Genomic DNA, 23,238 nt, shown 5'->3' on the forward strand with positions numbered 1-23,238 from the left:
GGGGCTCAGTAACGTGAGAACCAGGTCGAGAAGCCTAGTGCTTCACGAGTCCAGACCGGCGCGCATAGGGAAGCAGCGCTCGTGCTGGAGGTCGGTGCAAACCGACCCGACTGCCGCTGACAGGAGGTAGGCGGCAGGCCCCCGGGGCAACCCACCTGTGAACCTTGGAGATAACAACAATGAAAAGCTTCAAACAACTGGCTCTCGCCGCTGCTGTGCTCGCTGCTCCCTTCATGGCCCAGGCCGACCTGAAAGCCATGGATGACTCCGCTCTTTCCAGCGTTACCGGTCAGGATGGCATCAGCATCTCCGGTAACTTCAACGGCACCATCGGCAGCGTGGTTTACAACGACAAGGAAGGCAGCGCCACCGGCAGCCTGCGCCTTGAAACCATCGCCTTCTCCGGCTTCAACATCTCCGACAGCGCGCCGATCCTGGTTGACGTGATCGACGGTGGCAGCGGTGCTGGTGCCAGCGACAAACTGCAGATCACCCTGCCGACCATCACTGGCGAGCTGAGCGTCGGTGCCATCCGCATGGGCGACGCCTCTGCCGCCAGCATCGGTTCCCTGGCCGTCAGCGACCTGAACCTGGCCGGTACCACCATCAAGGTCTGGGGCCACTGATAGGTCGCTCCATCCTGTGATGCGGAAGGTCCCGCCGGCTCCGGCCGGCGGGCCTTTCTTTCGTAAGCCCTGTATTCGGAACGGCAATGATCGAGATCCTGGTCGGCAGTCTGCTGGGGTTGTTCGGATTCACCCAGGCCGTGGACACCAAGCCACAGCCCAAGGGCTCCGTGAACATCACCCAGGCCATGGTGCCCAACGGTCCCTACCGGGAGACCGTCAATCCGGAGCCCATGAGCCAGCTGCAGTTCCGCAACGTCATCCGCCAGGCCTATGACTACAGCTGCGGTTCCGCCGCGCTGACCGGGCTGCTGGACTACTACCTCGGGCGCAACCTCGAGGAGCGCCAGGTGATGGAAGGGCTGTTGCGGTATGGCGAGGCCGACAAGATCGTCGAACGACGCGGTTTCTCGCTGCTGGACATGAAACGCTTCGTGGGGGCGCTGGGCTACAAGAGCGGAGGATTCCGGGCCGAGTTCGAGGACCTCGACCAACTGGAACACCCCGCGCTGGTGCCTATTCACTACGGTGGTTTCAAGCATTTCGTAGTGGTGCGCGACGTCTACAACGATCACGTGTTCATCGCTGATCCCGCCCTGGGAAACATCAGCTTCACCCGCACCCGGTTCGAGGAGGTGTGGGATGGGAACGTGCTGTTCGTGATCTACCCGACAGGCAACGAACCGCCAAACGCCATGGCCTTGACCGAGCGCGACCTGCGCCTGGTGGACGATCGCACCGTCAGCCTGCTGGCGTTCCAGCAGTTCCCGCAGATCACCAAATTCACCGAGAACCAGATCGACCAGTTGGGCTCGGGAGGCGACATCCAGTACATAAGACGCAAATAAGAAAACCCGCATAAGTAAGAATAAAACCAGGGGTAAAGGTGCCATGGGAGTGAGGGGATACGCATGGCTGGCCGTGCTGGCGCTTGGCGCCTGTGGGTCGCTGTGGGCCGAGGAGAGCTCGGTGGACGATGCGCGTGAGGCGCTGACCAAGAAAGAAGGGGATGCCGACAGCGCCAAGGCGCTGGAGCAGGTATTCCAGGCCTCGGAGAAGAGCTACACCCTGCTGAAGAAAGGCGAGCGCACGCTCACCTACGGCTTCGATTATTCATTGGTGCGTGATGTGCAGATCGAACAGGTCCGCACCGGCACCAACGTCTACAGCGTGATTCCCCGCAGCGAAGCCCAGCACACCTTCACCAACTCCTTCACCTTCGACTACGGCATCTGGGACAACCTGACCTTCAGCGTGCGCCTGCCCTTCGTGGCCAAGTACGACACCGAGCGCGACGTCAACGTCTACAGCCTCGGCGACGTCTCCGGCAGTCTGCGCTGGCAACCCTGGTCCGCCACCCGCGGGCGCCCGGTCACCACCCTGTTCGCCACCCTCGGCCTGCCCACCGGCGAGAGCCCCTTCGACATCAACAACGAGACGGACCTGTCCACCGGCAACGGCTACTACAGCCTGGGCGTGGGGGCCAACACCTCCTACGTGATCGACCCGGTCGTGCTGTTCGGCTCGGTCGGATACACCTACAACATGCCGGTGCACAACATCCACCAGAACCGCGGCGGCCGCCTGCTGGAGGATGTGGACCCGGGCAACACCCTGTCCCTGAGCATGGGCTTCGCCTACGCGCTGTCCTACGACGTGTCCCTGGCCACCTCCTACCAGATGGCCTACAGCACCAAGCCGACCTACACCTTCGGCGACACCGAGGTCGAAGGCACCGAGCAGACCAGCGCGATCATGAACTTCTCGCTCGGCCTGCGGACCTCTCCCGACTACATCGTCAACATCAACGCCGGCTTCGGCATGACCGAGGACTCCCCGGACGTGATGCTGGGGTTCTCCGTTCCTCTGGACATAAAAGGCCTGAAGGCCCAGTAACCGGCGAGGCGACGACATGACGATGCGAATTTCGCCGCTGGCCTTGGCGCTGGCGGGGTTGGGGGCCGGTTGGGCGGGTGGCGTGCAGGGGCAGCTGGCCAACGACCTGACCATTGGCAACCCCAAGGCGATGGCCATGGCCAACGCCGTGACCGCCGACTCCACCGGGATCGACGCGGTGCACTACAACCCGGCGGCGCTGACCAAGCTCAAGGGCCGCCAGACCACGGTGAAGATGATCGCCGGGGTGATGGATATCCGCGCCGAGTTCGACGCACCGGAGGGCTACAACGTCATGGGCTTCACCGATGACCCCGTGGCCAACTCCAGCAGCCGCACTTTGACCCCGGCCATGTACCTGCCGGGCATGGGCGGCATGACCGACATGCCGCTGCTGGTGGCACCCCTGGCGGGCCTGTCGATCAACCCGCCGGGCTCCAAGTTCACCTTCGCCACCAACGTCTATGCACCCATGGCCCTGGGCTATTCGCGGGATTCGGACAGTGATCCGGGCCGCTACCAGGGGCGCGAGGTGGCGATCCAGCGCATCACCTATTTCTCGCCCTCCGTGGGTTACCAGGTGAACGACGAACTGGCGGTGGGTCTGTCGGTGGGCTTCTCCCATCAGGCCCTGGCGTTGAACGAGGACTTCCGTAACCCGAGCATGCTTACCGGGTTGGTGGGCTTGCTCAACAAGGTGCTCTGCGAGCCCGGGCTGGAAGAGATGATTGGCACGATCATCAACGTATGCGGTGGTCGATTCGGCCCCTTCGATACCCTGGCCAATATCGATCTGGACCTGCAGCAATCGCTGTCGCCCACCTGGAACATCGGTGTGCTCTGGGAGCCCACCGACTGGTTCGCCTGGGGCGCCACCTACCAGAGCGAGGCACGCATGCACCTCCAGGGCAAGTACCGGGTGGATTACTCCAAGGACTGGCAAGGGTTCTGGACCGGCTTCCAGGGCGCGATTTTCGGGCAGATCCTCAGCCCGCTCTTCCCTTACGGCAACGTTGACGAAGAAGTGGGCAATGCCAGCCTGACCATGACCTACCCCGACAACTTCTCCACCGGGATCAAGATCCGGCCCTTCGAGCGTTGGCAGTTCAACGCCGACCTGAAGTGGAGCGGCTACAGCGACTGGAACGAGTTCGAGATCGAGTTCGACCGTGAACTGGACGTGCTGCGCATCGCCAAGAACTTCGGCGGCGGCAAGGCCACGGCCACCACCCTGACCCTGGATCGCGGCTACCGCGACACCTGGAGCTGGGCCGTGGGCGCGCAGTACGACGTTACCGACCGCCTGGCCCTGCGCGCGGGCTACGAGTGGCGCCCCTCGGCCATCCCTGGCAACAAGGCCGACGTGCTGGCGCCCATCGGCGATGCCCAGCTCTATGGCCTGGGCCTGGGCTATCGCTGGGACAAGGACACCAACATCGACCTGGGCTTCAACTACTTCGTCACCACTCAAACCACTAAGGCCAACACCAGCTGCAACCTCAACTGCACCGGCATCGACAACCTGGTCTACAACCCCTATGCGGGCCAGGACGTGACGACCTCGGTGAAGGCCTACATCGTGGCCATGACCTACACGACGACATTCTGATGAAGACCCGTGCCGCGCTTTTCCTCATCACCGCCCTGGCGATCCAGCCCCAGGTCCAGGCCGCCAGCGGGCGCTACCTGACCTGGATCGACGACAACGGCCGGGTGCACAACAGCTTCGTCGGCGAGCGCTACGGCGAGCAGCAGCGCCAGGCGGCCCAGCGCATCAGTCGCAGCGACCTGGCGCGCCTGCAGGAGCAGGGCGCTACGGGCTGGCCGGGCAGCAACAGCGGTGGCGAGCAGAAGCGCCGTTATTTCACCTGGGTGGATGCCAGCGGCAACCTGCAGAACAGCTTCTACGCCGCGGGCCAGGTGCCGGCGGGGCAGCGCGACTACCTGCTGCCCAGCGGCGCCCGCTCCACCGAATACATCGATGCCGATGTGCTGGAGGGGCGCGGTTATTCGCGACCGGAGAACGGTGCGGGCTATTTCACCTGGGTGGACGAGCAGGGCCGTACCCACAACTCCAGGGTGCCGGCCAAGGGGGACGAACCCCGGGCGGAGGAGGGCGCCGGGCAACCGGTGGCCTACACCGAAAGCCGGCAGGTGGAGTTCGAGCGCAAGGCGGCCATCCTGCCGTCGCTGGACGGCCAGCCCAGCGAGGCGATGAAGGCCCTTCTGGAAGGCAGCGAGGAGCGCAGCCAGTCGCTGTATCAGGGGCTGGTGGACCAGTGCTGCGGGCAGCTGCCGGAGGGGGATTTCACCGAGTTGTCCGCCGAGGAGCCGCGCTACGAGGAACTCAACCGCTTCTCCCCCAGCTTCGCCTTCCCCATGGGGCGCAGCTACTACGCGGCCCTCAAGCTGCCGCGTTCCGGGCGCGCCTATGGCCTGCGCATTCGCAGCTTCGCCAATCGTCAGGTGGTCTACCCCTCGATCCTCTTCCTCGACGAGGCCAAGCGCCCGACGCGCCTGGTGAGCGACGCCGTCTACCAGCTGCATGGCGAGACCTGGTACCGCTACGCCTACATCGAAGGCACCGTGCAGGTCCGCGCCAACCAGGGCGAGCGCTACGCGCTGCTGCTCACCACCGACGAGGACCGCAGCCTCAACACCCTCGACAACAAACCCTTCAAGCGCCCGATGCAGGACCTGGCCGTCAGCGAGGCCGGCATGCAGGTGCACGAGCACGTGGACGAGGGCGCATTCGAGCTGGCGATCGTCAGGTAGTGGGGCTGAGGTGGATGGCGTAGGTCGGGTGCAACCCGACGATCCCGTGCATCGAGCCTTCGCGGGTTTCACCCGCCCTACATCTCGGCGCACCTCTACCCCGAATCCCTGGCATGAAAAAGCCCGGCACATGGCCGGGCTTTTTTGTTGCCGCAGGGCGGATCAGAGTTCGGCGGGGTGCACGTGGCCGAACAGTTCCTGGGAGAAGCGCACGCGCTCCTCGGGCGTTTCCACGATGCCCTTTTCCTGCAGCTCGGCGATGCGGGCTTCCACCGCGTGGGCGCGATGGGTGAGGCCGCAGTCGTTGGCGATCTGGATGTTCAGGCCGGGGCGGGCGTTGAGCTCGAGGATCAGCGGGCCCTTCTCCTGGTCCAGCACCATGTCGACACCGATGTAGCCCAGGCCGCACAGCTCATAGCAACCGGCCGCCAGCTTCATGAAGCCGTCCCAGTTGGGCAGCTGCACGCCGTCCACCGCGTTGGTGGTGTCCGGGTGCTTGGCGATCTTGTTGTTCAGCCAGGTGCCGCGCAGGGTGACGCCGGTGGCCAGGTCCACACCCACGCCGATGGCGCCCTGGTGCAGGTTGGCCTTGCCGTTGGACTGGCGGGTGGGCAGGCGCAGCATCGCCATCACGGGGTAGCCCATGAGCACGATGATGCGGATGTCCGGCACGCCCTCGTAGCTGATGCTCTTGAAGATCTGGTCCGGGGTCACGCGGTACTCGATCAGCGCGCGGTCACGGTGCCCGCCGAGGGAATAGAGGCCGGTGAGGATCGAAGAGATCTGATGCTCGATCTCCTCGTGGCTGATGATCTTCCCAGAGACCGTCTTGTAACGGCCTTCGAAGCGGTCGGCGATCACCAGGATGCCGTCACCGCCGGCGCCCTGGGCGGGCTTGATCACGAAATCGTTGCGCTCGCCGATGATCTCGTCGAGCTTGTCGATTTCCTTCTCGGTGGAAATGATCCCGTACATTTCGGGCACGTGGATGCCCGCCTCGATGGCGCGCATCTTGGTGATGATCTTGTCGTCGACGATCGGGTACAGGTGCCGTTTGTTGTACTTCAGCACGTAGTCCGCGTTGCGACGGTTGATGCCCATGATGCCTTTGGCTTCGAGGGCTTTCCACGTCTTGATCAGGCCGAACATGGCTCAGTCCTTCAGGAAGGCTTTGAAGCGGAACAGCTCCGTCAGGCGGTAGCCGCGGTAGCGACCCATCGCCAGCATGAAGCCCACCATGATCAGCAGCACGGCCGGGAAGGTGAAGATGAAGTAGGTCAGCTCCGGCACGGTCATCAGCAGGTGCGCCAGGGTGGCGGCGAACAGGGTGCCGATGGCGACCTTGAAGGCATGGCCACCGCCGCGCTCTTCCCAGGTGATGGACAGGCGTTCGATGGTCATGGTCAGGATCACCATCGGGAACAGCGCCACGGACAGGCCGCGCTCCAGGCCCAGCTTGTGGCTGAGCAGGCTGATGATCGCAATCAGGATCACCACGAACGTCAGCACCACCGATAGCCTGGGCAACATCTGCAGCTTCAGGTGTTCGAGGTAGGACCGTAGTGACAGGCCCAATGCCGTGATGATGGTGAACAGCGCGATGCCGAAGCCCAGCTGCGTCTCGCGGAAGGCGAGGGCGATCAGCACCGGGGTGAAGGTACCCAGGGTCTGCAGGCCGCCGAGGTTGCGCAGGATCAGGATCACCAGTACACCGATGGGGATCATGATCATGATCTGGTAGGTCTGCTGTGTCTGCAGCGGCAGGCCGTAGAGCGAGTATTCGAGGAAGTCGGCGTCGGTGTTCTCGTCGGTCAGCTTGGCCAGGCGGATGGCGTTCATCTCGCTGTTGTTCAGGCTGAAGGTCACCTGGGCCTTCTTGCCGCCGTCGACGGTGATCAGGTTGTCGTCACCGGTCCACCACACCAGGCGGTCGGCGGGCAGGCCCTGCTCGCCGGTATCCGGGTTGAAGTACAGCCAGTTCTCGCCGTTGAAGCTGCGCAGCCAAAGCTCAGGGCTCTGCGGCTGGTCGGCGGCGAGGCGGATGGTGTGCACGCGTTCCATCGGGACGTGGGCGATGGACAGCAACAGCTCGATGGCCTTGGCCTTGTTCGAGGTGCTCTGGTCGCCGGCGAGCAGCAACTTGACGTTGTCGTCGTTCAGGTTGTTGGTGCGCTTGATGGTCTCGCTGATGAAGGTCTCGACGTCGGCCGAGTGCTGGCGGATGGGGGCCAGCAGGGCTTCGGCGGCGATCTTCTCGGCACCCTCGACCGGGATGCTGTCACGGAAGATCGGCCCCTTGTCCTTGGGCTTCTCGCCGCTGTAGCGCTTGGTCAGCACCAGGCGGTAGTAGAGGGTCTGGTTGCCGCTGGCGCGGCGGGCGGACCAGGTCACCTTGCGGTTGCCGTCCACGCGATTGATGCTCACGCCGTAGTTGTTGGAGATGAAGCTCTCGTTGAGGCTGACGTAATCCCGGTTCAGCGGCGGCACGAACATCTGCACCTTGATCGGGTCGCGCGGGCTGGCCTGGAATTCGACCTTGGCGTCGATGTTCCAGAGGTCGTCGGTCTCATCCTCGGTGATCGGGATGCCCTGAATGAAGATCTGGTAGGCCGTTATCAGAATGCCCAGGGTCACCAGCAGGGTGATCAGGACTTTCAGATGCAGGGTAAGAGAGCGCATGTGAGTTACTCGGCAGAGTTTGCGTCAGTGGCACAGCCGGGTTGGCCGGCAGCGTATTTAAGGCTCGGGTCGACCAGTGCATCGAAGCGCTTGAGCGCCTCGGAACCGATCAGAAGCGGGTATTGGAAAGCACTACGGTCGGTGAGGTTCACTTCGATCGTGCGCAGGGCGCTGCCCATGCAGATATCGAGTTCGATCACCGGGCGCGCGGTGTAGGTCTTGTCTTCATCCGGATCGTAGTCGCCGGCGCGGCGCTTGATCTTGCTGATACGTGCCAGCGGCCGCTCGATGGGGTGCGCATGGGCGTCGTCGATGGCCAGGTAGAAGCGCACCCAGGTCTCGCCATCACGCTTGAAGCGCTTGATGTCGCGGGCACTGAGGGAGGCTGTCTTGGCGCCGGTGTCGAGCTTGGCGGCGACCACCAGGTCGAGGCCGTCAAGACGGGCGTATTCGTTCAGGCCATAGATGGTCTTGTCGGCGGCGAGGCTGAGGCCTGGCAGTGCTAGCAGGCATATGAGCAATGCGAAGGGCTTGAGAGTCATGAGTCCTTGGGTAGCGTTCGAGATGCTGATGCCCGATGCCTGGCCTGATGGCCTCGGCGCCTGGCGTACGAGTCTAGCAGCGCCCCGCCAGGCGCATGAGCGGCGCATTCTAACACGCAGGTTTTCCGGGGCGACAGACGCTTATGGCGCTTTGTTAAGGCTGTGACGGGTTCAAATGAATTTTTTGCGATCTACGACGATTGTCGACAATGGCTGTGTTTTGGTTTGACTGAACCGCTTATCGGCGTTAATTTTGCGGGGTGATTTTTCAATGTGTCGACAATCATGCTTGATGCAGCAGAAGCACCCGTCACCCAGGCCGAAGACTCGGAAACCCTCTCCGAGCACGTCTTCCGGCGCATCCAGGCGGCCATCGTCAAGGGCGAGATCGCGCCCGGCAGCAAGATCTCCGAGCCGGAGCTGGCCCGCGCCTATGGCATCAGCCGAGGCCCGCTGCGCGAGGCGATCCACCGTCTGGAAGGGCAGAAGCTGCTGGTTCGCGTGCCCCACGTCGGTGCGCGGGTGGTGTCCCTCAGCCATGCCGAGCTGATCGAACTCTACGAAATCCGCGAATCCCTCGAGGGCATGGCCTGCCGCCTCGCCGCCGAGCGCATGACCCAGGCGGAGATCGACGATCTGCGCGCCGTGCTGGAGACCCACGAGCGCGACGCTGCCTTCCAGGCCGGCGTCGGCTACTACCAGCAGGAAGGCGACTTCGACTTCCACTACCGGATCATCCAGGGCAGTGGCAACCAGACGCTGACCCGCATGCTCTGCGGCGAGCTCTACCAGCTCGTGCGCATGTACCGCCTGCAGTTTTCCAGCGTGCCCAACCGGCCGCGCCAGGCCTTCGCCGAGCACCACCGAATTCTCGATGCCATCGCCGACCGTGACGGCGAACTGGCCGAGCTGCTGATGCGCCGTCACATCGGTGCTTCCAAGCGCAACATCGAGCGCCACTACCAGGGCGCCGTCGCCAAACTCCCAGAAGATCAACGAGGTGAGTCATGAGTCAGAAATCCGCCGGCCTGCGCTTCCGCGACGCCATTGCCGAGGAAAGCCCGCTGCAGGTCATCGGCGCCATCAACGCCAACCATGCGCTGTTGGCCAAGCGCGCCGGCTACAAGGCCATCTACCTCTCCGGTGGCGGCGTAGCGGCGGGCTCCCTGGGCCTGCCGGACCTGGGCATCAATACCCTGGACGACGTGCTCACCGACGTGCGCCGCATCACCGATGTCTGCGACCTGCCGTTGCTGGTGGACATCGACACGGGCTTCGGCCCGAGCGCCTTCAATATCGAGCGCACCGTCAAGAACCTGATCAAGGCCGGCGCCGCCGCCGCCCACATCGAAGACCAGGTCGGCGCCAAGCGCTGCGGCCACCGTCCGGGCAAGGAGATTGTCTCCTGCGAGGAAATGGTCGACCGCGTGCGTGCCGCCGCCGACGCCAAGACCGACCCGGACTTCTTCCTCATCGCCCGCACCGACGCCATCCAGGCCGAAGGCGTGGACGCCGCCATCGAGCGCTGCCTGCGCTACGTGGAAGCCGGTGCCGACGGCATCTTCGCCGAGGCCGCCTATGACCTGCCGACCTACCAGCGCTTCGTCGACGCCCTGAAGGTGCCGGTGCTGGCCAACATCACCGAGTTCGGCGCCACCCCGCTGTTCACCCGCGATGAGCTGGCGTCGGTCGGCGTGGCCATCCAGCTCTACCCGCTGTCGGCCTTCCGTGCCGCCAACAAGGCCGCCGAAGCCGTCTACACCTCGATCCGCCAGAACGGCCACCAGAAGGACGTGATCGAGCTGATGCAGACCCGCGCGGAGCTGTACGACCGCATTGGCTACCACGCCTTCGAGCAGAAGCTCGATGCGCTGTTCGCCGCCGGCAAGAAGTGATCGAGCGGTCGTTCCGGGTGGGCCCATGGGCCGCCCGGCGGCCACCGCAGAACAATAAAAGCACCATCATCCGGATCAGATGAGGAGATACATGCGATGAGCGCGACCCCCGAAGCGACCACCCCCGGCTTCAAGCCGAAGAAATCCGTGGCCCTGAGCGGCACCGCCGCCGGCAACACCGCCCTGTGCACCGTCGGCCGCACCGGCAATGACCTGCACTACCGTGGCTATGACGTGCTGGACTTCGCCAACCGCTGCGAATTCGAAGAGATCGCCCACCTGCTGGTACACGGCAAGCTGCCCAACGTGGCCGAGCTGGCCGGCTACAAGGCCAAGCTCAAGGCCCTGCGCGGTCTGCCGGCGGCGCTGAAAGCCGCCCTGGAACAACTGCCGCCGTCGGCCCACCCGATGGATGTGATGCGCACCGCCGTGTCGGTGCTCGGCTGTGTGTCGCCCGAGAAGGACGACCATAACCACCCCGGCGCCCGCGACATCGCCGACAAGCTGATGGCGTCCCTGGGCTCGGCCTTGCTGTACTGGTACCACTTCAGCCACAACGGCAAACGCATCGAGGTGGAAACCGACGATGACTCCATCGGCGGCCATTTCCTCCACCTGTTGCACGGCGAAAAGCCCCGCGAGTCCTGGGTGCGCGCCATGCATACCTCGCTGAACCTGTATGCCGAGCATGAATTCAACGCCTCCACCTTCACCTCGCGGGTGATCGCCGGCACCGGTTCCGACATGCATTCCTGCATCGCCGGCGCCATCGGCGCGCTGCGTGGCCCGAAACACGGTGGCGCCAACGAAGTGGCCTTCGAGATCCAGAAACGCTACGACAACGCGGACGAAGCCGAGGCCGATATCCGCGCCCGCGTGGAGAAGAAGGAAGTGGTCATCGGCTTCGGCCACCCGGTCTACACCGTGGCCGACCCGCGCAACAAGGTGATCAAGGAAGTGGCGCGCGAGCTGTCCGCCGAGCAGGGCAACAGCAAGATGTTCGACATCGCCGAGCGCCTGGAAAGCGTGATGTGGGACATCAAGAAGATGTTCCCCAACCTCGATTGGTTCAGCGCCGTCAGCTACCACATGATGGGCGTGCCCACCGCCATGTTCACCCCGCTGTTCGTGATCGCCCGCACCTCGGGCTGGTCCAGCCACGTCATCGAGCAGCGCATCGACGGCAAGATCATCCGTCCGAGCGCCAACTACACAGGCCCCGAAGACCTGAAGTTCGTGCCGCTCAAGGACCGCAAATAACCAATCATGGAAAACACCATGAACGACACCGTGAATAGCCAACACCGCAAACGCCTGCCCGGCACTGCGCTGGATTACTTCGATGCCCCCGAGGCGGTCGAGGCGATCCAGGCCGGCGCCTGGGCCAAGCTCCCCTACACCTCCCGCGTACTGGCCGAGCAGCTGGTGCGCCGTTGCGAGCCGGAAGAGCTGGTCGCTGCCCTGGAGCAACTGGTCTACCGCAAGCGCGACCTGGACTTCCCCTGGTATCCGGCCCGCGTGGTCTGCCACGACATCCTCGGGCAGACCGCGCTGGTGGACCTGGCCGGCCTGCGTGACGCCATTGCCGAGCAGGGCGGTGATCCGTCCAAGGTCAACCCGGTGGTGCCGACCCAACTGATCGTCGACCACTCCCTGGCCGTGGAGGCGGCGGGCTTCGACCCGGACGCCTTCGAGAAGAACCGCGCCATCGAGGACCGCCGCAACGAGGACCGTTTCCACTTCATCGACTGGACCAAGACCGCGTTCAAGAACGTCGATGTGATCCCCGCCGGCAACGGGATCATGCACCAGATCAACCTGGAGAAAATGAGCCCGGTGATCCAGGCACGTGGCGGTATCGCCTTCCCCGACACCTGCGTCGGCACCGACTCGCACACCCCGCATGTGGACGCCCTGGGCGTGATCGCCATCGGCGTCGGCGGCCTCGAAGCCGAGACCGTGATGCTCGGCCACCCGTCGATGATGCGCCTGCCCGACATCGTCGGCGTGAAGCTCACCGGCAAGCGCAAGCCGGGCATCACCGCCACCGACATCGTCCTGGCGATCACCGAGTTCCTGCGCAAGGAACGCGTCGTGGGGGCCTACGTCGAATTCTTCGGGGAGGGTGCGGACAGCCTGTCCATCGGCGACCGCGCGACCATTTCCAACATGTGCCCGGAATACGGCGCCACCGCCTCGATGTTCTACATCGACGGCCAGACCATCGACTACCTCAAGCTCACCGGCCGCGAGCCCGAGCAGGTAGAACTGGTGGAGAACTACGCCAAGACCCTGGGCCTGTGGAGCAGCGCGCTGGAAACCGCCGAGTACGAGCGCGTGCTGGAGTTCGACCTGGGCAGCGTGGTGCGCAACATGGCCGGCCCCAGCAACCCGCACCGTCGCCTGCCGACCTCGGCACTGGCCGAGCGCGGCATCGCCGACGAAGCCAAGCTCGAAGCGGGCCGTGGCGAGGAAGCCCAGGGCCTGATGCCCGATGGCGCGGTGATCATCGCCGCCATCACCAGCTGCACCAACACCTCCAACCCGCGCAACGTCATCGCCGCCGGCCTGGTGGCGAAGAAGGCCAACGCGCTGGGCCTGCTGCGCAAGCCCTGGGTGAAGACCTCCTTCGCCCCTGGCTCCAAGGTCGCCAAGCTGTACCTGGAAGAAGCCGGGCTGCTGGCGGAGCTGGAGAAGCTCGGCTTCGGCATCGTCGCCTACGCCTGCACCACCTGTAACGGCATGTCCGGCGCGCTGGACCCGGTGATCCAGAAAGAGATCATCGACCGCGACCTGTATGCCACCGCCGTACTCTCGGGCAACCGCAACTTCGACGGGCGCATCCACCCCTACGCCAAGCAGGCCTTCCTCGCCTCGCCGCCGCTGGTGGTCGCCTATGCCATCGCCGGCACCGTGCGTTTCGATATCGAGCAGGACCCGCTGGGCACCGATGCCCAGGGCAACCCGGTCACCCTGAAGGACCTGTGGCCGAGCGACGAGGAAGTCGACGCCATAGTCGCCGCCTCGGTGAAGCCGGAGCAGTTCAAACAGGTCTACATCCCGATGTTCGACCTGGGCAGCGTGGAGGAAGCGGAAAGCCCGCTGTACGACTGGCGCCCGATGTCCACCTACATCCGTCGCCCGCCTTACTGGGAAGGCGCGCTGGCCGGCGAGCGTACGCTCAAGGGCATGCTGCCGCTGGCGATCCTGCCGGACAACATCACCACCGATCACCTGTCGCCATCCAACGCCATCCTGCTGGACAGCGCCGCTGGCGAGTACCTGGCGAAAATGGGCCTGCCGGAGGAGGACTTCAACTCCTACGCCACCCACCGTGGCGACCACTTGACCGCCCAGCGCGCCACCTTCGCCAACCCGCAGCTGGTGAACGAGATGGTCGTGGTCGATGGCCAGGTGAAGAAGGGTTCGCTGGCGCGCGTCGAGCCGGAAGGCCAGGTGATGCGCATGTGGGAAGCCATCGAAACCTACATGAACCGCAAGCAGAACCTGATCATCGTCGCCGGTGCCGACTACGGCCAGGGCTCGTCCCGTGACTGGGCGGCCAAGGGCGTACGCCTGGCGGGCGTGGAAGTGATCGTCGCCGAGGGCTTCGAGCGCATCCACCGTACCAACCTGGTGGGCATGGGCGTGCTGCCGGTGGAGTTCAAGGCGGGCACCACGCGCCTGACCCTGGGCCTGGACGGCACCGAGACCTACGACATCAAGGGTGACGTTTCGCCGCGCTGCGACCTGACCCTGGTGGTCAACCGCCGCAACGGCGAGGTGGTCGAGGTACCGGTGACCTGCCGCCTGGACACCGCCGCCGATGTCAGCGTGTACAAGGCCGGCGGCGTGCTGCAGCGCTTCGCCAAGGACTTCCTCAAGGCGACCGCGGCCTGACGGGAACGCGGGGTGGGCGAGGCGATGCCCCCTGGGTATCGCTTCGCCCGACCCAATCTGCGCAGCGCTTGCGGCCCTTGGGCTGCATTGAGCGCGGCGATACCCAACAGATTCCAGGATGACGAAGCCATGGCTCATCTACCCCAAGTGAAAGTCCCCGCCACCTACATCCGTGGCGGCACCAGCAAGGGCGTGTTCTTCCGCCTGCAGGACCTGCCCGAGCCCTGCCAGGTACCGGGTGCGGCCCGTGACCGGCTGTTCATGCGGGTGATCGGCAGCCCCGATCCCTATGCCGCGCACATCGACGGCATGGGCGGCGCCACCTCCAGCACCAGCAAATGCGTGATCCTGTCGAAGAGCAGCCAGCCCGGCCACGATGTCGACTACCTCTACGGCCAGGTCTCCATCGACAAGGCCTTCGTCGACTGGAGCGGCAACTGCGGCAATCTGTCCACGGCGGCGGGCGCCTTCGCCATTCACGCCGGGCTGGTCGACCCGTCGCGCATTCCGGATAACGGCACCTGCGTGGTGCGCATCTGGCAGGCGAATATCCAGAAAACCATCATCGCCCACGTGCCGGTCACCAACGGCCAGGTGCAGGAAACCGGCGACTTCGAGCTGGACGGGGTGACCTTCCCGGCGGCGGAGATCGTGCTGGAGTTCCTCGACCCGTCGGACGACGGCGAGGAGGGCGGCTCGATGTTCCCCACCGGCAACCTGGTTGACGACCTCGACGTGCCGGGTGTCGGCACCTTCAAGGCGACCATGATCACCGCCGGCATCCCGACCATCTTCGTCAACGCCCAGGACATCGGCTACACCGGTGCCGAGCTGCGCGAAGCGATCAATGGCGACCCCGAACAGCTGGCGCGTTTCGAGAAACTGCGCATCGCCGGTGCCCTGCGCATGGGCCTGATCAAGACACCGGAGGAAGCCGCGACCCGCCAGCACACGCCGAAGATCGCCTTCGTCGCGCCGGCGAAGAACTACGTCACCTCCAGTGGCAAGGAAGTACAGGCCGGCGACATCGACCTGCTGGTGCGCGCGCTGTCCATGGGCAAGTTGCACCACGCGATGATGGGCACTGCCGCCGTCGCCATCGGCACGGCGGCCGCCATTCCCGGCACCCTGGTCAACCTCGCGGCCGGCGGCGGTGAGCGCAGCGCCGTGCGCTTCGGCCACCCCTCCGGCACCCTGCGCGTGGGCGCCGAAGCCCGCCAGGTGGACGGCCAGTGGCAGGTGACCAAGGCGATCATGAGCCGCAGTGCGCGGATATTGATGGAGGGAGTAGTAAGAGTTCCGGGGGAGGCGCTCTAGAGCATTAGCTTGAAGCTGGAAGCCTGAAGCTTGAAGTCGAATGCTTTCCAGCTTCCAGCTTCCAGCTTCCAGCTTCCAGCTTCCAGCTTCCAGCTTCCAGCTAAAAGACTTACTTGAGCCTCCGCTCCACGCCTTTCTCCACGAGAATCTTCGCCGAGATCTCTTCCACCGAGAAATGGGTGGAGTTGATGTAGGCGATGTTTTCCCGGCGGAACAGGTTTTCCACTTCGCGGACCTCGAACTCGCACTGGGCGAAGCTGGCGTAGCGGCTGTTGGGCTTGCGCTCGTGGCGGATCGCGGTGAGGCGGTCCGGGTCGATGGTCAGGCCGAATAGCTTGTCCTTGTACTTCTTCAGGGCGGCCGGCAGTTGCAGGCGCTCCATGTCCTCTTCGGTCAGCGGATAGTTTGCGGCACGAATTCCGTATTGCATTGCCATATACAGGCAGGTGGGCGTTTTGCCGCAGCGGGACACGCCGACGAGAATCAGGTCGGCCTTGTCGTAGTAATGGGTGCGGGCGCCGTCGTCGTTGTCGAGGGCGAAGTTCACCGCCTCGATGCGCTCCATGTAATTGGCGCTGTGGGCGATGGAATGCGACTTGCCCACCGAGTAGGAAGAATGCGACGTAAGTTCCTGTTCCAGCGGGGAAAGGAAGGTCGAGAAGATGTCGATCATGAACCCGTTGGACGTCGCGAGAATGTCACGGATTTCCTGGTTGACGATGGTGTCGAAGATGATGGGCCGGGCCCCGTCTGCCTCGGCAGCTATATTGATTTGCTGTACCATGGCGCGCGCTTTTTCGACGCTGTCTATATAAGGCCGCGTGAGCTTCGCGAAGGTAATGGTCTCGAACTGCGCCAACAGGCTCTGCCCGAGGGTTTCAGCGGTTATGCCGGTACCGTCGGAGATGAAAAAAGCGGTTCGTTTCATGCGCCAAAGGCCTTAAGTCGGGATCGATTCTTGGCTATCATAGGCCCGTTTTTGCTGGCCCATCGCCGGCCTGCATTGTGACTTATTTTTCCGGCCTCGCGCCAGAACGCTGCGGACCACTCCGCATGAGCTTATCCAACAGATAGTGGAGATTCCCCTTGGTAGAGTACGTAGTTTCCCTCGATAAGCTCGGCGTCCATGATGTTGAGCATGTGGGGGGCAAGAACGCATCCCTCGGCGAGATGATCAGCAATCTGGCCGGCGCCGGGGTATCCGTTCCCGGTGGTTTCGCCACTACTGCGCAGGCCTATCGCGACTTCCTCGAACAGAGTGGCCTCAACGACAAGATCCACGCCGCGCTGGACGCCCTTGACGTCGACGACGTCGCCGCCCTGGCCAAGACCGGCGCGCAGATCCGCCAGTGGGTGATGGACGCCGAATTCCCGCAGCGCCTCGATGCCGAGATCCGCAGCGCCTTCGCCGCCATGGCCGGTGGCAACGACAACATGGCCGTGGCCGTGCGTTCCTCCGCCACTGCCGAAGACCTGCCGGACGCCTCCTTCGCCGGCCAGCAAGAGACCTTCCTCAACATCCGTGGCGTGGACAACGTGATCCGCGCGGCCAAGGAAGTCTTCGCCTCCCTCTTCAACGACCGTGCCATCGCCTACCGCGTGCACCAGGGCTTCGACCACAAGCTGGTCGCCCTGTCCGCCGGCGTGCAGCGCATGGTGCGTTCGGAAACCGGCACCGCCGGCGTGCTGTTCACCCTGGACACCGAATCCGGTTTCCGTGACGTGGTGTTCATCACCGGCGCCTACGGCCTCGGCGAGACCGTGGTGCAGGGTGCGGTGAACCCCGACGAGTTCTACGTGCACAAGCACACCCTGGAAGCCGGCCGCCCTGCGATCCTGCGTCGCAACCTGGGCAGCAAGGCGATCAAGATGATCTACGGCGACGAAGCCAAGGCCGGCAAGTCGGTGAAAACCGTCGATGTCGACCGTGCCGACCGCGCCCGCTTCTGCATCACCGATGCCGAAGTCACCGAGCTGGCCAAGCAGGCCCTGATCATCGAGAAACACTACGGCCGCCCGATGGACATCGAGTGGGCCAAGGACGGCGACGATGGCAAGCTGTACATCGTGCAGGCCCGCCCCGAGACCGTGAAGAGCCGTGCCAGCGTTACGGTGATGGAGCGCTATCTGCTGAAGGAAAAGGGCACCGTCCTGGTAGAAGGCCGTGCCATTGGCCAGCGCATCGGCGCCGGCCCGGTGAAGGTGATCCACGACGTTTCCGAGATGGACAAGGTCCAGCCGGGCGACGTGCTGGTTTCCGACATGACCGACCCGGACTGGGAGCCGGTGATGAAGCGTGCCAGCGCCATCGTCACCAACCGTGGCGGCCGTACCTGCCACGCTGCGATCATCGCCCGTGAGCTGGGTATCCCGGCTGTAGTCGGCTGCGGCAACGCCACCCAGGTGCTGAAGGACGGCATGGGCGTGACCGTTTCCTGCGCCGAGGGCGACACCGGCTTCATCTTCGAAGGCGAGCTGGGCTTCGACATCCGCAAGAACTCGGTCGACGCCATGCCCGAGCTGCCGTTCAAGATCATGATGAACGTCGGCAACCCGGACCGCGCCTTCGACTTCGCCCAGTTGCCCAACGAAGGCGTAGGCCTGGCGCGCCTGGAATTCATCATCAACCGCATGATCGGCGTGCACCCCAAGGCGCTGCTGAACTTCGCCGGCCTGCCCGCCGAGATCAAGGACAGCGTCGAGAAGCGCATCGCCGGCTACGACGACCCGGTCGGCTTCTACGTCGAGAAGCTGGTGGAGGGCATCAGCACCCTGGCCGCGGCCTTCTGGCCGAAAAAGGTCATCGTGCGCCTGTCGGACTTCAAGTCCAACGAGTACGCCAACCTGATCGGCGGCAAGCTCTACGAGCCGGAAGAAGAGAACCCGATGCTCGGCTTCCGTGGTGCCTCGCGCTACATCAGCGAATCCTTCCGTGACTGCTTCGAGCTGGAATGCCGTGCGCTGAAGAAAGTGCGCAACGACATGGGCCTGACCAACGTCGAGATCATGGTGCCCTTCGTCCGTACCCTGGGCGAAGCCAGCCAGGTGGTCGATCTGCTGGCCAGCAACGGCCTGAAGCGCGGCGAGAATGGCCTCAAGGTCATCATGATGTGCGAGCTGCCGTCCAACGCCCTGCTGGCCGACGAGTTCCTCGAATTCTTCGACGGCTTCTCCATCGGCTCCAACGACCTGACCCAGCTGACCCTGGGCCTGGACCGTGACTCCGGCATCGTCGCCCACCTGTTCGACGAGCGTAATCCGGCGGTCAAGAAGCTGCTGGCCAATGCCATTGCCGCGTGCAACAAGGCCGGCAAGTACATCGGCATCTGCGGCCAGGGCCCGTCCGACCACCCGGACCTGGCCAAGTGGCTCATGGAGCAGGGCATCGAGAGCGTGTCGCTGAACCCCGACTCGGTACTCGACACCTGGTTCTTCCTGGCCGAAGGCCAGGCATGACCCTTTAACCGCAACCAGAAGAAGGGCGGGCTGCAAACCCGCCCTTTTTCATGCAAGTAGCATTCATGCAAAGCAGCAGTGATCTATTCCCCGTCGCGCTGATCAGCGCGGAACTCCGTGGCGACATCACGGAGGACGTCTATCGCCTCAAGCCTGGCAACAGCCCCGACTCCAGCGTCGAACTGGTCCTCACCCGCCTGGGCCTGGTCGGCCATGAGGAGCAGCGCGGCGTGCCCGTGGTGCTCCTGCACGGCAGCTTCTCCAACCGTCGCTTCTGGTATTCGCCCAAGTGCCTGGGGCTCGGCCCGCACCTGGCCCGCGCCGGCTTCGATGTGTGGATCGCCGAGATGCGTGGCCACGGCCTGTCGCCGCGCAACCAGGATTATCGGCGAAACCGCGTCGCCGACTATGCCCGCTACGACCTGCCGGCCATCGCCGCCTTCGTCCGCGAACAGGCAGGCCAGGTGCCCCACTGGATCGGTCATTCGCTCGGTGGCATCACCCTCGCGGCCGCCCTGGGCGGGCATTACTTGGGCGAGGAAGAGGCCGCCTCCGTGGCGCTGTTCGGCAGCCAGATCAGCCGTGTCTACTGGCCGTTGAAAGTGCCGCCGGTGGAGTGGGGCGGGCGCTTCCTGCTCAAGCGCCTGGCGGTGCTTTCCGGCCCCGGCCTCAAGCGCGGGCCCGAGGACGAACCCATCGGCATCGGCCTGGAAAGCCTGCGCTGGCACGGCCTGTTCGGCCGTTTCGGCGATGCCGAGCGTGACTGGTGGAAAGGCCTTGCCGAAGTGCGCGTGCCGGTGCTGGCGGTGGGTGCCGCCGGTGACCTGCAGGACCCGGCCTGGGCCTGCCGCAAGCTGCTGGAACAGTTCGGCAGCGAGACGCGGCAGTTCCTCTGCCTGTCCCGCGAGAACGGCTTCGCCGATGACTACGGCCATATCGAGATGCTGGTCAGCAAGCACGCCCAGCAGGAAGTCTGGCCGCTGGTGGAGCACTGGCTCGACCGCCTGGAGATCCCCGGCTCGTTCGGCCAGGCGGTTCCCGCCGCCTGACCGCCGCGCCTTTTGCCGGAAGCCCCATTCCAGGGGCTCCGGTGCTGTGCTAAAGATGCAGGGCCGCATCGATTCCGGAGGGCGCATGTTCATTGCGCTGGAGCGTCTGATCAATCTGCAGGATGGCTATCGCGGAACCTTTCAGGTGCAGGGACGGCAACTGCTGCTGATCGTCGTTGATCAGCAGGCGATCCTCCTGGAAAACCGCTGCCCGCACCGTGGCGCGCCCTTGCACAACGGTACGCTCGAAGGTAGGGTGCTGCGCTGTTCCCGCCACGGGATCGCCTTCGATCTGGACAGTGGTCGCGCCCTCGATGCGGCCTGTTCGCCGCTGCTTCGGCTGACGCTGACTTATGACGGTGATCGTGTCGGCCTCGACCTGTAAATCCATCAAGGAGCCTTGCCATGCAATACGTCACCCCTGATCTGTGTGATGCCTATCCGGACCTGGTGCAGGTCGTCGAGCCGATGTTCAGCAATTTCGGCGGCCGCGATTCCTTCGGTGGCGAAATCGTCACCATCAAGTGCTTCGAAGACAACTCGCTGGTCAAGGAACAGGTCGACCTGCCCGGCCAGGGCAAGGTGCTGGTGGTGGACGGCGGCGGCTCCCTGCGTCGCGCGCTGCTGGGCGACATGCTGGCCGAGAAGGCGGCGAAGAATGGCTGGGAAGGCATAGTCGTATACGGCTGCATCCGTGACGTCGACGTCATCGCCCAGACTGATCTCGGCGTCCAGGCCCTGGCCAGCCATCCGATGAAGACCGACAAGCGCGGCATCGGCGACCTCAACGTGGCTGTGACCTTCGGCGGCATCACCTTCCGCCCGGGCGAATTCGTCTATGCCGACAACAACGGCATCATCGTCTCCCCGCAAGCCCTGAAAATGCCTGAATGACCGGACGGGGCGCTCGCTGAGGATGGTCGAGGAACGCAACGTACGCTGGGGGCTGGTGCATGCCTATGTCCTGGACGGGGAGGGCGGTGCACGCTCCGTCACCAAGGACGAGCTGGATGTCATCCAGTTGCAGGAGCGGGAAAGCCTCTGGCTGCACTGGGACCGTGGCCATGCCATGGCGCGCCAGTGGTTGCGCGAGGCCAGCGGGCTGAGCGAATTCGCCTGCGACCTGCTGCTGGAGGAAAGCACCCGGCCACGCCTGGTGAACCTCCCGGAGCACCAGCTGCTGCTGTTCCTGCGGGGTGTGAACCTCAATCCGGGCGCCCAGCCCGAGGACATGGTCGCGGTGCGCATCTTCGCCGATGCGCAGCGCGTCATCTCATTGCGCCTGCGCCCCTTGCACGCCACTGATGAATTGATCGAGCAGTGGGGCAGCGGTACCGGGCCGAAGACCGCTTCCGAGGTGCTGCTGTACCTGGCCGAGCACCTGACCGACAAGGTCGATGCCCTGGTCGCCACGCTCTCCGAAGAGGTCGATGAACAGGAGGAGCTGCTGGACGCCAATGAGCGCTTCAATCCCGATCACGACCTGATGCTGCACATCCGCCGCCGCGCCGCCGGGCTCAAGCGCTTTCTCGCGCCACAGCGGGACATCTACGGCCAGTTGATGCGCAACCGCATGAGCTGGTTCGCCACCGACGACACCGATTACTGGAGTGAGCTGAACAACCGCCTCACCCGCTACCTGGAAGAGCTGGAACTGATCCGCGAGCGTGTCGGCCTGGTGCTGGAGTCGGAGAACCGGCGCATGAGCGAGCGCATGACCCGCACCATGTACCTGCTCGGTATCATCACCGGCTTCTTCCTGCCCATGAGCTTCATCACCGGTCTGCTGGGCATCAACGTCGGGGGTATCCCCGGGGCCGATGCGCCCTATGGCTTCGTCGTCGCCTGCCTGCTGATCCTCGGGGTGGCCACCTTCCAGTGGTGGCTTTTCCGTCGCCTGCGCTGGCTCTGATGTGACCTGTTGAACGCTGGCCTCGTCTAGCCGACATATCCACGCGAGGTGCGCATGCACGATCCGTTCGAAGAATCCCTGCGGGACCTGCTCAAGCGTTCGTCATCCGACCATGATGACAACGCCGCGCTGGGTCGCGTGCTCAAGACCGCCAACCGTCAGGTTGGCGTCGGCGATCTGTTCAGCCTGCTCGGCCATTGGGCCGAAGCCATGATGATCGCCCTCAACAACGGCTCGGCCCACGTGGCGCCGGTCTCTCGCCGCCCCTCATCGAAACGCTCTGCTGACAAGGCTGATTGAACATGGAATTCGACCCCTGGACCCAAGGTATCGTTAACGCCATGACCACGGTGTGGACACCGGTGGCCGGCTTCATCCCGCGCCTGTTCGGCGCCCTGGTAGTCGTCCTGCTGGGCTTCGTGGTGGCCAAGCTGCTCGACACCCTGCTGTCCAAGCTGCTGGCCAAGCTCGGCCTCGACCGCCTGATGGGCGGCACCGGGCTGACCAAGATCCTCGCCCGCGTCGGCATCCAGGTGCCGGTCTCCACGCTGATCGGCAAGATCGTCTACTGGTTCGTGCTGCTGATCTTCCTGGTCTCCGCTGCCGAATCCCTGGGCCTCGACCGTGTTTCCGCCACCCTCGACATGCTCGCCCTGTACCTGCCCAAGGTGCTGGGTGCTGCACTGGTGCTGCTGGCCGGCGTGCTCCTGGCGCAGCTGGTCAGCGGCATCGTCCGTGGTGCCGCCGAAGGTGTCGGGCTGGACTACGCCCACGGCCTGGGGCGCATCGCCCAGGGCCTAGTGATCATCATCAGCATCTCGGTGGCCATCGGGCAGTTGGAGGTCAAGACCGACCTGCTGAACAACGTCATCGCCATCGTGCTCATCTCCATCGGCCTCGCTGCGGCGCTGGCGCTGGGGCTGGGCAGCCGGGACATCGCCGGGCAGATCATCGCCGGCATCTATGTGCGTGAGCTCTATCAGGTAGGACAGGACGTCAAGGTAGGCGATGTCGAAGGACAGATCGAGGAAATAGGCACGGTGAAGACCATCCTCCTCACCGATGAAGGCGAACTGGTCTCCGTGTCCAACCGGACATTGCTCGACCAGCGGGTAACGAGCCGCTAACACGGCGCGCCATCCCTGCTAATGTATGCCGCCATAGCGGAACGCGCCCCCGCGCTCCAGCGGC

General features: G+C 64.4%; 21 protein-coding genes. 17 read left to right on the forward strand and 4 right to left on the reverse strand.

Features of this window, described 5'->3' with window-relative positions; all coding sequences use genetic code 11:
- The first annotated feature begins 179 nt into the window (after positions 1-179).
- The 5 genes from PSm6_RS20095 to PSm6_RS20115 all read left to right on the forward strand — a co-directional run bounded on the left by PSm6_RS20095 (position 180) and on the right by PSm6_RS20115 (position 5,297).
- Positions 180-626, forward strand: coding sequence for a DUF6160 family protein (locus PSm6_RS20095; protein ID WP_021220333.1), 447 nt, complete (start codon positions 180-182; stop codon positions 624-626).
- Between the two features lie 86 nt (positions 627-712).
- On the forward strand, positions 713-1,474 hold the full coding sequence (locus PSm6_RS20100; protein ID WP_021220332.1) for a C39 family peptidase: 762 nt from the start codon (positions 713-715) through the stop codon (positions 1,472-1,474).
- Positions 1,475-1,517: 43 nt separating this feature from the next.
- Positions 1,518-2,522, forward strand: coding sequence for a flagellar protein FilC (locus tag PSm6_RS20105; protein WP_031288060.1), 1,005 nt, complete (start codon positions 1,518-1,520; stop codon positions 2,520-2,522).
- A gap of 16 nt (positions 2,523-2,538) precedes the next feature.
- The gene (locus tag PSm6_RS20110; RefSeq protein ID WP_148304268.1) at positions 2,539-4,131 is read left to right on the forward strand and encodes an outer membrane protein transport protein; all 1,593 of its coding nucleotides are present in this window, start codon (positions 2,539-2,541) and stop codon (positions 4,129-4,131) included.
- Entirely contained in the window at positions 4,131-5,297 is a 1,167-nt protein-coding gene (locus tag PSm6_RS20115) for a MalM family protein (protein WP_265168047.1), read from the forward strand. The genes PSm6_RS20110 and PSm6_RS20115 overlap by 1 nt, the downstream gene beginning before the upstream one ends.
- A 162-nt stretch (positions 5,298-5,459) precedes the next feature.
- Here the strand turns inward: PSm6_RS20115 and PSm6_RS20120 are convergent, their stop codons facing one another.
- From PSm6_RS20120 to rloA, 3 genes are read right to left on the reverse strand one after another with little or no spacing between them, the layout of a single operon-like run.
- The gene (locus PSm6_RS20120; protein WP_043243282.1) at positions 5,460-6,446 is read right to left on the reverse strand and encodes an alpha-L-glutamate ligase-like protein; all 987 of its coding nucleotides are present in this window, start codon (positions 6,444-6,446) and stop codon (positions 5,460-5,462) included.
- A gap of 3 nt (positions 6,447-6,449) precedes the next feature.
- On the reverse strand, positions 6,450-7,976 hold the full coding sequence (gene rloB, locus PSm6_RS20125) for an osmotic stress tolerance membrane protein RloB (RefSeq protein ID WP_265168048.1): 1,527 nt from the start codon (positions 7,974-7,976) through the stop codon (positions 6,450-6,452).
- A gap of 5 nt (positions 7,977-7,981) precedes the next feature.
- Positions 7,982-8,518: a retropepsin-like aspartic peptidase RloA gene (gene rloA, locus PSm6_RS20130; RefSeq protein ID WP_021220326.1), complete on the reverse strand. Its 537-nt coding sequence runs from the start codon at positions 8,516-8,518 to the stop codon at positions 7,982-7,984.
- A gap of 285 nt (positions 8,519-8,803) precedes the next feature.
- On the opposite strand from rloA, the gene PSm6_RS20135 reads away from it, so the two are divergent.
- The 5 genes from PSm6_RS20135 (at position 8,804) to prpF (ending at position 15,630) form a co-directional block, all read left to right on the forward strand.
- Positions 8,804-9,529, forward strand: coding sequence for a GntR family transcriptional regulator (locus tag PSm6_RS20135; protein WP_021220325.1), 726 nt, complete (start codon positions 8,804-8,806; stop codon positions 9,527-9,529).
- Entirely contained in the window at positions 9,526-10,413 is an 888-nt protein-coding gene (prpB, locus tag PSm6_RS20140) for a methylisocitrate lyase (RefSeq protein ID WP_021220324.1), read from the forward strand. The genes PSm6_RS20135 and prpB overlap by 4 nt, the downstream gene beginning before the upstream one ends.
- A gap of 96 nt (positions 10,414-10,509) precedes the next feature.
- Complete coding sequence (prpC, locus tag PSm6_RS20145; RefSeq protein WP_021220323.1) at positions 10,510-11,673, forward strand: bifunctional 2-methylcitrate synthase/citrate synthase; 1,164 nt, start codon at positions 10,510-10,512, stop codon at positions 11,671-11,673.
- 30 nt (positions 11,674-11,703) lie between these two features.
- The gene (gene acnD / locus PSm6_RS20150; RefSeq protein WP_162164722.1) at positions 11,704-14,313 is read left to right on the forward strand and encodes a Fe/S-dependent 2-methylisocitrate dehydratase AcnD; all 2,610 of its coding nucleotides are present in this window, start codon (positions 11,704-11,706) and stop codon (positions 14,311-14,313) included.
- A 129-nt stretch (positions 14,314-14,442) separates the two neighbouring features.
- The gene (gene prpF, locus PSm6_RS20155; protein WP_031288053.1) at positions 14,443-15,630 is read left to right on the forward strand and encodes a 2-methylaconitate cis-trans isomerase PrpF; all 1,188 of its coding nucleotides are present in this window, start codon (positions 14,443-14,445) and stop codon (positions 15,628-15,630) included.
- Between the two features lie 109 nt (positions 15,631-15,739).
- Here prpF and ppsR read toward each other — a convergent pair whose 3' ends face one another.
- Complete coding sequence (ppsR, locus tag PSm6_RS20160) at positions 15,740-16,558, reverse strand: posphoenolpyruvate synthetase regulatory kinase/phosphorylase PpsR (RefSeq protein WP_043243287.1); 819 nt, start codon at positions 16,556-16,558, stop codon at positions 15,740-15,742.
- A 158-nt stretch (positions 16,559-16,716) separates the two neighbouring features.
- Here ppsR and ppsA point away from each other — a divergent pair, with 158 nt between their 5' ends.
- The 7 genes from ppsA (at position 16,717) to PSm6_RS20195 (ending at position 23,174) form a co-directional block, all read left to right on the forward strand.
- Complete coding sequence (gene ppsA / locus PSm6_RS20165) at positions 16,717-19,086, forward strand: phosphoenolpyruvate synthase (protein WP_031288051.1); 2,370 nt, start codon at positions 16,717-16,719, stop codon at positions 19,084-19,086.
- Positions 19,087-19,151: 65 nt separating this feature from the next.
- Entirely contained in the window at positions 19,152-20,135 is a 984-nt protein-coding gene (locus PSm6_RS20170) for an alpha/beta fold hydrolase (RefSeq protein ID WP_265168050.1), read from the forward strand.
- Between the two features lie 85 nt (positions 20,136-20,220).
- Complete coding sequence (locus PSm6_RS20175; RefSeq protein ID WP_081672280.1) at positions 20,221-20,520, forward strand: Rieske (2Fe-2S) protein; 300 nt, start codon at positions 20,221-20,223, stop codon at positions 20,518-20,520.
- Between the two features lie 20 nt (positions 20,521-20,540).
- Positions 20,541-21,029: a ribonuclease E activity regulator RraA gene (gene rraA / locus PSm6_RS20180; protein WP_021220316.1), complete on the forward strand. Its 489-nt coding sequence runs from the start codon at positions 20,541-20,543 to the stop codon at positions 21,027-21,029.
- A 22-nt stretch (positions 21,030-21,051) separates the two neighbouring features.
- Positions 21,052-22,047, forward strand: a complete 996-nt coding sequence (cmaX, locus tag PSm6_RS20185) for a divalent cation transporter CmaX (RefSeq protein ID WP_021220315.1) — start codon at positions 21,052-21,054, stop codon at positions 22,045-22,047.
- Between the two features lie 54 nt (positions 22,048-22,101).
- On the forward strand, positions 22,102-22,347 hold the full coding sequence (locus PSm6_RS20190) for a hypothetical protein (protein ID WP_021220314.1): 246 nt from the start codon (positions 22,102-22,104) through the stop codon (positions 22,345-22,347).
- A gap of 2 nt (positions 22,348-22,349) precedes the next feature.
- Entirely contained in the window at positions 22,350-23,174 is an 825-nt protein-coding gene (locus tag PSm6_RS20195; protein ID WP_021220313.1) for a mechanosensitive ion channel family protein, read from the forward strand.
- Positions 23,175-23,238: the final 64 nt, after the last annotated feature.

Source organism: Pseudomonas solani (assembly GCF_026072635.1).
Classification (GTDB): Bacteria; Pseudomonadota; Gammaproteobacteria; order Pseudomonadales; family Pseudomonadaceae; genus Metapseudomonas; species Metapseudomonas solani.

Excerpts from the sequence above, each read along its gene's own strand:
- PSm6_RS20105 (WP_031288060.1), top strand. The coding sequence starts at position 1,518 with ATGGGAGTGAGGGGATACGCATGGCTGGCCGTGCTGGCGCTTGGCGCC.
- PSm6_RS20095 (WP_021220333.1), top strand. The coding sequence starts at position 180 with ATGAAAAGCTTCAAACAACTGGCTCTCGCCGCTGCTGTGCTCGCTGCT.
- PSm6_RS20170 (WP_265168050.1), top strand. The coding sequence starts at position 19,152 with ATGCAAAGCAGCAGTGATCTATTCCCCGTCGCGCTGATCAGCGCGGAA.
- PSm6_RS20195 (WP_021220313.1), top strand. The coding sequence starts at position 22,350 with ATGGAATTCGACCCCTGGACCCAAGGTATCGTTAACGCCATGACCACG.
- PSm6_RS20100 (WP_021220332.1), top strand. The coding sequence starts at position 713 with ATGATCGAGATCCTGGTCGGCAGTCTGCTGGGGTTGTTCGGATTCACC.
- prpF (WP_031288053.1), top strand. The coding sequence starts at position 14,443 with ATGGCTCATCTACCCCAAGTGAAAGTCCCCGCCACCTACATCCGTGGC.
- rloB (WP_265168048.1), bottom strand. The coding sequence starts at position 7,976 with ATGCGCTCTCTTACCCTGCATCTGAAAGTCCTGATCACCCTGCTGGTG.
- ppsR (WP_043243287.1), bottom strand. The coding sequence starts at position 16,558 with ATGAAACGAACCGCTTTTTTCATCTCCGACGGTACCGGCATAACCGCT.
- prpC (WP_021220323.1), top strand. The coding sequence starts at position 10,510 with ATGAGCGCGACCCCCGAAGCGACCACCCCCGGCTTCAAGCCGAAGAAA.
- cmaX (WP_021220315.1), top strand. The coding sequence starts at position 21,052 with ATGGTCGAGGAACGCAACGTACGCTGGGGGCTGGTGCATGCCTATGTC.
- PSm6_RS20135 (WP_021220325.1), top strand. The coding sequence starts at position 8,804 with ATGCTTGATGCAGCAGAAGCACCCGTCACCCAGGCCGAAGACTCGGAA.
- PSm6_RS20110 (WP_148304268.1), top strand. The coding sequence starts at position 2,539 with ATGACGATGCGAATTTCGCCGCTGGCCTTGGCGCTGGCGGGGTTGGGG.
- prpB (WP_021220324.1), top strand. The coding sequence starts at position 9,526 with ATGAGTCAGAAATCCGCCGGCCTGCGCTTCCGCGACGCCATTGCCGAG.
- PSm6_RS20120 (WP_043243282.1), bottom strand. The coding sequence starts at position 6,446 with ATGTTCGGCCTGATCAAGACGTGGAAAGCCCTCGAAGCCAAAGGCATC.
- rraA (WP_021220316.1), top strand. The coding sequence starts at position 20,541 with ATGCAATACGTCACCCCTGATCTGTGTGATGCCTATCCGGACCTGGTG.
- PSm6_RS20115 (WP_265168047.1), top strand. The coding sequence starts at position 4,131 with ATGAAGACCCGTGCCGCGCTTTTCCTCATCACCGCCCTGGCGATCCAG.
- PSm6_RS20190 (WP_021220314.1), top strand. The coding sequence starts at position 22,102 with ATGCACGATCCGTTCGAAGAATCCCTGCGGGACCTGCTCAAGCGTTCG.
- rloA (WP_021220326.1), bottom strand. The coding sequence starts at position 8,518 with ATGACTCTCAAGCCCTTCGCATTGCTCATATGCCTGCTAGCACTGCCA.
- PSm6_RS20175 (WP_081672280.1), top strand. The coding sequence starts at position 20,221 with ATGTTCATTGCGCTGGAGCGTCTGATCAATCTGCAGGATGGCTATCGC.